This window comes from Streptomyces sp. BE303 (assembly GCF_036290945.1).
Classification (GTDB): Bacteria; Actinomycetota; Actinomycetes; order Streptomycetales; family Streptomycetaceae; genus Kitasatospora.
Genome location: NZ_JAQYWZ010000805.1, coordinates 38,856 through 47,797 on the forward strand (window position 1 = coordinate 38,856; position 8,942 = coordinate 47,797).

Below are 8,942 nucleotides of genomic sequence, written 5' to 3' on the forward strand. Positions count from 1 at the left end.
CTCGACAACGACTGGGCGCGGGCTGCGTGGGCGGCCCCCGACGGAGGGACCACCCCGAGCATGAGCACCGAAGGCGGTACCAAGGCACTCGTCGCGGCATTGTCCGCGAACCTGGGCATTGCGGTGAGCAAGTTCGTCGCCTTCGCGTTCTCGGGCTCCTCGTCGATGCTCGCGGAGGGCGTCCACTCGGTCGCGGACTCCGGCAACCAGGTGCTGCTGCTGGTCGGCGGCAAGCGCTCGAAGCGGGTCGCCACCCCCGAGCACCCGTTCGGCTACGGGCGCGAGCGGTACATCTACGCGTTCCTGGTCTCGATCGTGCTGTTCAGCGTCGGCGGCATGTTCGCGATCTACGAGGGCTACGAGAAGATCGCCCACCCGCACGAGCTGGACAACTGGTACTGGCCGGTCGGCGTGCTGGTCCTCGCGATCGGCCTGGAGGCCTGGTCCTTCTACACCGCGTACCGCGAGGCCGTGAAGGACAAGGGCAAGCACGGCTGGACCGCCTACATCCGCCGGGCCAAGGCCCCCGAGCTGCCGGTCGTGCTGCTGGAGGACACCGGTGCGCTGATCGGCCTGGTGCTGGCGCTGTTCGGCGTGAGTCTGACCGTGATCACCGGCGACGCCGTCTGGGACGGCATCGGCACGCTCTCGATCGGCGTGCTGCTGATCGCCATCGCGATCGTGCTGGCACTGGAGACCCGGTCGCTGCTGATCGGCGAGTCCGCCCACCCCGAGGTCGTGGCCGAGATCCGCGACGCGCTGGTCGACCACGACTCCGTCACCCGCGTGATCCACATGCGCACGCTGCACCTCGGCCCCGAGGAGCTGCTCGTCGCCGCCAAGATCGCCGTCCCCGCCGACGTCACCGCCGCCGAGGTGGCCCAGGCCATCGACGCCGCCGAGGCGCGGGTCCGCCGGGCCGTGAAGATCGCGCGGGTGATCTACCTGGAGCCGGACATCTTCAGCGCCGAGAAGGAGGCCGAGGGCGACGACCCGAACGCCACGCCCGGCGGGCCGGTGCCGGACGCCGCGCACTGACCGCCGCGTACCGGCCACCGCGCAGCGCCGCGGGGCCGGACCGGGCGGCACACGTGCGGGGCTCGTAAGGGGCTCGTACGGGGCGTGCACGGGACGTGCGCGCCGCCGGGGGCGAGGCCGAAAAACGGTCGTACCGGGCCGCCGTCCGGGGCCTGCGGTGTAGATTCGTCCTCAGAGCCAGAACGTCGCTGCTGATGGCGGTCGATCGGCGGCCCGTGTCCGCACGGGCACGCGCCGGTCGAGGGACAGAGGTCCTCCGACGGTTTGTGCGAACAGCGGGGCACCGGTCCCTCCCGGACCGGTACCGTCCCGGCGTCGCCGCCCACCTGTGCGGCCCGCCGCGCTGTGACGCACCCCGAGGACCTTGGCCACGCCCCACCCCATCAGCGAGGAGCAGACGCATGTCGACCGACATCACCGGTGACTTCAAGGTCGCCGACCTTTCCCTGGCGCCGTTCGGCCGCAAGGAGATCCAGCTGGCCGAGCACGAGATGCCCGGCCTGATGACGATCCGCGCCGAGTACGCCGCGGCCCAGCCGCTGGCCGGCGCCCGGATCACCGGCTCGCTGCACATGACCGTGCAGACCGCCGTCCTGATCGAGACCCTCACCGCGCTCGGTGCCGAGGTCCGCTGGTGCTCCTGCAACATCTTCTCCACCCAGGACCACGCCGCCGCCGCCATCGCGGTCGGCCCGGAGGGCACCCCGGAGAACCCGCAGGGCGTGCCGGTCTTCGCCTGGAAGGGCGAGACGCTGGACGAGTACTGGTGGTGCACCGAGCAGGCGCTCACCTGGCCGAACGGCCAGACCCCGAACATGATCCTCGACGACGGCGGCGACGCCACCCTGCTGATCCACAAGGGCGTCGAGTTCGAGAAGGCGGGCGTCGCGCCGGACCCGTCCACCGCGGACAACGACGAGTTCCGGATCATCCTGGAGCTGCTCAACCGCACCCTCAAGGACACCCCGAACAAGTGGACCGAGGTCGCCGCCACCATCAAGGGCGTCACCGAGGAGACCACCACCGGTGTCCACCGCCTGTACGAGATGCACCGTGACGGCAACCTGCTCTTCCCGGCCATCAACGTCAACGACTCGGTCACCAAGTCGAAGTTCGACAACAAGTACGGCTGCCGCCACTCGCTGATCGACGGCATCAACCGCGCCACCGACGTCCTGATCGGCGGCAAGGTCGCCGTCGTCGCCGGCTACGGCGACGTGGGCAAGGGCTGCGCCGAGTCGCTGCGCGGCCAGGGCGCCCGGGTCATCGTCACCGAGATCGACCCGATCTGCGCGCTCCAGGCGGCGATGGACGGCTACCAGGTCACCACCCTGGAAGAGGTCGTCGAGACCGCCGACATCTTCATCACCACGACCGGCAACAAGGACATCATCATGGCCTCCCACATGGCCCGGATGAAGCACCAGGCCATCGTCGGCAACATCGGTCACTTCGACAACGAGATCGACATGGCCGGCCTCGCGAAGCTCCCGGGCGTCGTGAAGACCGAGGTCAAGCCGCAGGTCCACGAGTGGCGCAAGGCCGACGGCCGCACCATCATCGTCCTCTCCGAGGGCCGCCTGCTGAACCTGGGCAACGCGACCGGCCACCCGTCGTTCGTGATGTCCAACTCCTTCGCCAACCAGACGATCGCCCAGATCGAGCTGTTCACGAAGACCGAGCAGTACCCGATCGGCGTCTACGTGCTGCCGAAGCACCTGGACGAGAAGGTCGCCCGCCTGCACCTCGACGCGCTGGGCGTGAAGCTGACCACCCTCAGCAAGGACCAGGCCGACTACATCGGCGTCTCCGTCGACGGCCCGTACAAGGCGGACCAGTACCGCTACTGATCCGCCCGACGGCACACGCCGGTGGCCGGCACCCCCGCTCGGGGGTGCCGGCCACCGGCGTTCCGGTGCTCAACGGCGCAGGACGTCAGTGGTCCAGGTGCCCTCGTCGAGGCCCGTGACGCGGACCAGCCCCAGCAGGCCGTTCAGGCCGCCGAGCTGTTCGAGCGCCGCCGGTGCGGCGCCGTCCGAGACCGCCGCGCAGACCTTCAGCCCCTGCTCGGTCCGGCAGGTCGGCGACGCCGGACCGAGGACGGTGTCGCCGGGCACTGGTTCCACGTCCGGGCTCACCGTGACCTCGACCGTGCGGCCCTCGACCCGGAACTCGATCTCGGCGAACCAGGGGAGCGAGCTGTTCGCGGGCCGGCCGATCGAGGAGTTCTCCGGCCGGAAGGGCTCCGTCAGCCCGGCGAACCAGAGCGGCAGCGGCACGTCCCAGGCCCCGAAGGAGGCACCGGCCGCGATCCGCAGCAAGGTCTCGTCGGAGTAGTCGGCGGGCTTGCCACCCCACCAGTAGAGCTGGGCCCACCGCCCCGAGGGCGTCAGCCAGCGCAGTATGTGGTCGCCGGCGCTGCCCTGCCGCGTCAGCCAGTACGCGGTCCGTCCGTCGACCGGCGGAGCCGGGCTCTTCACCTGGGGGAACGCCGACGTCGAGTCGATCGCCGGTTCCGGCCCGGCGGGGAACAGCGAGAGCCTGATCATCGGGGAGTGGTCGTTCCCCCCGCCGGCGGTGGCCGCCTGGCCGTGGGTGCCCGCCTGGTAGCCGACACCGGCCGCCCACGCGGGCAGCCAGCCGAACCTGACCTCGCTGGTCAGCGGGTCGCCCACGGCGGGCGGGACGGCGGTGGGCGAGGCGCCGACGGCACCGGGCGTCCGCGCCGCGGAGTCCGCGGGTGTGTCGGCCGTCGTGGGCGTGGCCGCGGGGGCCACCGGGACCGGGGAGCCGACGGGCCCGTCGCCGGCGCCCGGCTCCAGCAGCAGCGTGCCGGTGAGGACCGCCGCGGTCAGGACCGCGGCCCCGCCGATCGAGGCCCGGCGCCGGCGGCGCAGGCGGGCCCGCCCCTGACGGACGGCCCAGGCGGTGTCGAAGCCGACCGACGGCGCGGGCGCATCGGCCACGGCCACCAGGCGCTCGGTCAGGTCACGGTGCTCGTCGACGGTCATGACGTGGTCCTCCCAGCGGGGGCGGGACGGGGGGAGAGAAGGCCCCGGAGGGTGTGCAGGGCCCGGGAGCTCTGGCTCTTGACGTTGCCGGGCGAGCAGCCGAGCGCCTCGGCGGCCTGGTCGACCGTCAGGTCGCAGTAGTACCGGAGCACCACGGTGGCCCGCTGGCGCGGCGGCAGCGCGGCCAGCGCCCGGCGCAGGTCCAGTGCGGAATCGAGGTCCGGGGGCACCGAGACGACGTCCGGCTCGTCGCCGGTGCGGCTGATCCGCCGCCACCACGGCGAGCGCTGCTCGGCGAGGAACGTGTTCACCAGCACCCGGCGGGCGTAGCCGTCCAGGTTCTCCACCTCGCCGATCCGAGGCCAGTGCACGTAGAGCTTGGTGATGCTCTCCTGCACCAGGTCGTCCGCGCGGTGCCAGTCCCCGCACAGCAGATAGGCGACCTTGCGCAGCCAGCCGCCCCTGGAGGCCACGTACACGGTGAACTCCGCGTCGCGTGCCTGCTTCGCCATCCTGCCCCCCTTCCCCTCACCCGGCGGCGCCGGTCGGCGGCCGTCCACCCCCTTGATGCGGCACCGGAACGGGAGGTTGCATGCCGGGCGCCGGTGATCGCGGACGTAGGCTTTCGGGCATGCCCAACGGCCGGTACTCGCTCCACGACACCCACGACCACGTGCTGCTCGGTGAGGAGCGCTTCAGCTGCGCGCCCGGCCCGGCCGGCTGGCGGTACGTCTCCAAGACCTACGCGCCGGACGGACACGTCCTCGGCACGGTGGACCTGACGCTGGACGCGCGGGCCCGGCCGCTGCGGATGGAACTGCGCGCGGGCGGCTGGCAGGTGCGGGGCGGTGCCGTCGACGGGGTCGCCTGGGTACGGGCGGACGCCGCCGACCCGGCCGGCGAGCAGGCGGCCGAGGGCCACGACCGGGCGCACGGCTTCGCCGGACGCTCGCCGGGGTTCCTGGTCGCCACCGCCCGGCTGCTGCGCCTGCGGGAGGGGGCGAGCGCGCGGGTACGGCTGGTCGCGTTCACCGAGCCGGTGCTGGCTCCGCGCACCTTCGACCAGGGGTGGCTGCTGGAGGGCGCGGACACGCACGAGACCGACTCGGGGCCGCTGCTGGTCGAGCGGTACCAGGTGGCGGACCTGGAGACGGGGGAGCAGCAGGTCGTGCACCTCGCCGGGGACGTGGTGCTCGCCGCGGGCGGGATCGAGCTGGAGGAACTGGAGTCCCCGCCGAACGCGTGGCCGGCCGCGTTCGGGTACGGCGAGGGCCTGGGCGGCTGAGAGGCGTTCCGTGACCTCGTGTCGGCGCCCCGGACGTGAACCGGCGACGGCCCCTTGCCCGCCCAGGCCCCCGGTTCGCCCTGCCGGCACCGCCGGCCGGTGCCGCGCCGGGTAGCCGGTCAGATCGGTGGAAGAGCCGTTGAACCGGCGACGACCGCCTGCAAGGCTGGGGCAATGGGCTCCCCGAGGTTCAGCGCGCCACCACCGAATCCCGAACCTCCGGCCGTCGACGCCTTCCTCTCCGCCGTCGACAGCGCGATGAACAGCAACACCCTGCTGCTCACCGCGGATTGCGACGCACTCGTGACGGCCGGGAACCGCCGGGCCGTCCTGCACGCCTTCCTGCGCAGTGCCCTGTTCGAGCGACTGATGCGCGCCGCCGACGCACGCCGCAACTGGTACGTCCTGGCGGACGCGTACGACAGCGAGCCTTTCGAGCGCCCGCTCCTGCGCGAGGGATTCCGCGCCGCGGTGAGCCCGCTCGACCACGCCGGCTTCCTGGCGCGGCTGCGCTGGATGCTCTGCGAGGCGTACAGCCCCTACGGCCACCACTACCCGGCGGCGGACGCCGAGCGACTGGTGTGCGACTTCGCCCGGGAACTGCTCGGTGAGGACGGCCCGGCGTGGTCCTTCGCCGCTGTCAGCCCGGACTTCCTGCGCCCCACCGGCTACCACAGCGGCGAGGAGCCGCTGTGGCCGGTCTACTTCGACGGCTGCGAATCCGACACCGCCACGTTCGTCCACCGCGGCCGCAGCTTCCATCTGCTGCTGACGAACGGGTCGCCCTGAGGCGCCGTACACGAGCCGGTGTCCGGCCCGGTCCGCGTGAAGGGAGGACACGAACCCGAGCCGACCACGTCCGTGATCGACGACCTCGCCTCGCGCACGACGCGACGAGACCGCGCCGATCCGGCGAGGGGCATCCAGGGACGCACGGGCAACGCGCCTGCTTCAAGGCCCTCCGGGACCGGGGCCGGCCAGGGAACGACTCAGGCCGGCGGGGCGAAGCCGGTACCGGGCGCGGGCTTCGGTGCGGGCTCCGGTGCCGGCGGTGCGGTGGGTGCGGCGGGAGCCGTCGGGTGCGGGTGGGGGTACGGCGGCTGGTGCTGTTGTCCCTGCGCCGCGGGCGCCTGCGCCGGGTACTGCGCCTGGTGGCGGGCCTGCTGGAAGGCGTGCCCCTGGGCCCGCTCCCACTCACGGCGCTGGCGCTCGGTCAGGACCGCACCGAGGTACGCCGCCGGATGCACGCCGTAGGGGACCGGATGACCGGTGCGGGCGGTCACGTCGTCCGCCAGCCTGACCGACATCTGGTGGGCCACCGCCGGGTCGAGCTCGCCGATCCGCCCGAGCAGCTGGCGGACGGCCAGCCAGAGCGGCTCGGGCACGGCGGAGAGGTCGAGCGCGACCAGCTCGCCGCCGATCGCCTGCAACAGCTGCGGGTGGACCGGCGGCAGCGCCGTGGCGGTGCCGCCGCCACCGGGCACGCGCTCGCGGACCACCAGTGTCCCCGCGAACACGTCGCCCAGCCGCTTGCCCTCCGTGGACACCATCGAGCAGATCACGGCAGGGACGCCGAACAGCACGACGATCTCCAGGAAGCCGACCAGCCCGCGCACCAGCGCGTGCCGGAACCGCACCGGCCCGCCGTCGCTGCGCACCACCCGGAGCCCGAGGGCGGCCTTCCCCAGCGAACGTCCGCGGGTCAGTGTCTCGATCATGACCGGCAGGGCCACCAGGAAGAAGACCATCAGCCCGAGCGTGACCGCCGCGACCGCCGCACCGTCGATGTCGACGAGCGTCAGGCTCAGCACCAGGGACACCGCCACCAGGCCGGCGATCTGCAGGGTGAGGTCCAGCGCGATCGCCAGTGCCCGGCTCGGAAGCTTCGCCGCACGCAGGCCGAGGACGACCGCCTCGCCCGTCACCAGGTCGCTCAAGGCACCCGTCCGTTCCCGTCGGTGGTTCGTGGTCCGTGATCCGTGATCCGCGGGGAGAGGAATCCGATGGATCGCCCCCACGATCCCGTGATCTGCAGTCGTCAACATACGGGGCCCCGGACCCGGTCGGGAAGGGAGGTCCCGGACGCCCGCGCGCACCCGTGCCCTGGCATGCTGGGCCCACCTGTCCGACCAAGCCCGCCCGCGCGCCCCGCGCCGACCCTGGAGTCGCCGAATGGACCTGGACGTCTTCGTCGCCACCCACCAGGGGGAGTGGGCCCGGCTGGACGCCCTTTCCAGGAGGCGCCGTCTCACCGGGGAGGAGGCCGACGAACTGGTCTCCCTCTACCAGCGCGCCACCGGGCACCTCGCCAAGGTCCAGGCCGCCGCGCCCGACCCCACGTTGGAGGGCAGGCTCACCAGTCTGGTCTCGCGGGCGCGCGACTCGGTCACGGGCAGCCGGACCAGCGGCTGGCGGGACGTCGTGCGCTACTACACGGTGAGCTTCCCGGCCGCGCTCTACCGGTCGCGCCGCTGGTGGCTGCCGGTCGCGATCCTCTCCCTCCTCGCGACCGCGCTCGTCGCCTGGTGGGTCGCCGGACATCCGGAGGTCCGGAACAGCCTGGCTACCCCGGACCAGATCCGGGAGATGACCAGGCCCGGCGGCGACTACGAGGCCTACTACTCGGACCGTCCGGCCGGCTCCTTCGCGGCGCAGGTCTGGACGAACAACGCCTGGATCGCCGTGCAGTGCCTGCTCTACGGGGTCGTGCTCGGGATCCCGGTGGTGATGGTGCTCTGGAGCAACGTCCTCAATCTCGGTCTGGGCGTCGGACTGATGGCGTCCGCCGGCAGGCTCGACATCTTCCTCGGCCTGCTCATCCCGCACGGCCTGCTGGAACTGACCGCGGTCTTCGTCGCCGGAGGCTTGGGGCTGCGCCTCGGCTGGACGATCGTCGACCCCGGCCCACGTACCCGCGCGACCGCTCTGGCCGAACAGGGGCGGTCCATCATCGGCATGGCCGTCGGCCTCACGACCGTCCTGGCCGTCTCCGGTGTCCTGGAAGCCTTCGTCACGCCGTCCGGCCTGCCCACCTGGGCGCGGATCACGATCGGCGCGCTGGCGGAGGTGGCGTTCCTCCTCTATGCCCTGGTCCTGGGTCGAAAGGCCGCGGCGACCGGAGAGACCGGCGATCTGGAGGCGACCGACCGGGCGGACCTCCAGCCGGTCGCTGCGTGAGTCGATGTGATCACCAGGCCCCTGACCTGCTACTCTTCTCGCATCTCAGCCAAACCATTGACGTGGCGCGGGTGGGCTAGTAGGTTCGAACGGTTGCGAGCGACTGGACAACGGTCGGGCACAGGCGTTAGTGTCTACGACACCGCCGAGTCGAGGTGAGCGCGTTTTACGAATGCGCACCCTCTCCGACGAGGTAAATCCCGGAACTGAGCACACCGAAAGCTTTGATAAGCTTCGGAGCGAAGTCGAAGGAAATCCCCCAGCGGGAATCGGATGAATGAAGCTCCGGGAAACGGAGCGGAAAACGTCTGGTAAGCTGGAAACACGAAAGAACGAAGCGCCCGGAGGGTCGGTGTGAAAGCCGCCTGAAGGAAGTGTCCGTTCCTTGAGAACTCAACAGCGTGCCAAAAGTCAACGCCAGATATGTTGAC

Annotated in this window: 8 protein-coding genes; 5 read left to right on the forward strand and 3 right to left on the reverse strand. The window is 71.8% G+C overall.

What is annotated here, in order from left to right:
* The first annotated feature begins 60 nt into the window (after positions 1–60).
* Positions 61–1,038, forward strand: a complete 978-nt coding sequence (locus tag PUR56_RS27015; protein ID WP_329950823.1) for a cation diffusion facilitator family transporter — start codon at positions 61–63, stop codon at positions 1,036–1,038.
* Between the two features lie 401 nt (positions 1,039–1,439).
* Positions 1,440–2,888, forward strand: coding sequence for an adenosylhomocysteinase (ahcY, locus tag PUR56_RS27020; protein ID WP_329950824.1), 1,449 nt, complete (start codon positions 1,440–1,442; stop codon positions 2,886–2,888).
* A 69-nt stretch (positions 2,889–2,957) separates the two neighbouring features.
* Here ahcY and PUR56_RS27025 read toward each other — a convergent pair whose 3' ends face one another.
* Both PUR56_RS27025 and PUR56_RS27030 read right to left on the reverse strand, forming a co-directional pair.
* Positions 2,958–4,049 (reverse strand): hypothetical protein, encoded by a 1,092-nt coding sequence (locus PUR56_RS27025; RefSeq protein ID WP_329950825.1) that lies wholly within the window; start codon positions 4,047–4,049, stop codon positions 2,958–2,960.
* Entirely contained in the window at positions 4,046–4,561 is a 516-nt protein-coding gene (locus PUR56_RS27030; protein WP_329950826.1) for a SigE family RNA polymerase sigma factor, read from the reverse strand. Before PUR56_RS27030 ends, PUR56_RS27025 begins: the two co-directional genes overlap by 4 nt.
* Before the next feature lie 119 nt (positions 4,562–4,680).
* Here PUR56_RS27030 and PUR56_RS27035 point away from each other — a divergent pair, with 119 nt between their 5' ends.
* Together PUR56_RS27035 and PUR56_RS27040 are read left to right on the forward strand one after the other, a co-directional pair.
* Entirely contained in the window at positions 4,681–5,334 is a 654-nt protein-coding gene (locus tag PUR56_RS27035; protein WP_329882784.1) for a hypothetical protein, read from the forward strand.
* 174 nt (positions 5,335–5,508) lie between these two features.
* Positions 5,509–6,123, forward strand: a complete 615-nt coding sequence (locus PUR56_RS27040) for a hypothetical protein (protein WP_329950827.1) — start codon at positions 5,509–5,511, stop codon at positions 6,121–6,123.
* A gap of 200 nt (positions 6,124–6,323) precedes the next feature.
* Here the strand turns inward: PUR56_RS27040 and PUR56_RS27045 are convergent, their stop codons facing one another.
* Positions 6,324–7,271, reverse strand: a complete 948-nt coding sequence (locus tag PUR56_RS27045) for an RDD family protein (RefSeq protein WP_329950828.1) — start codon at positions 7,269–7,271, stop codon at positions 6,324–6,326.
* A gap of 235 nt (positions 7,272–7,506) precedes the next feature.
* On the opposite strand from PUR56_RS27045, the gene PUR56_RS27050 reads away from it, so the two are divergent.
* Positions 7,507–8,511, forward strand: coding sequence for a stage II sporulation protein M (locus PUR56_RS27050; RefSeq protein WP_329882787.1), 1,005 nt, complete (start codon positions 7,507–7,509; stop codon positions 8,509–8,511).
* Positions 8,512–8,942: the final 431 nt, after the last annotated feature.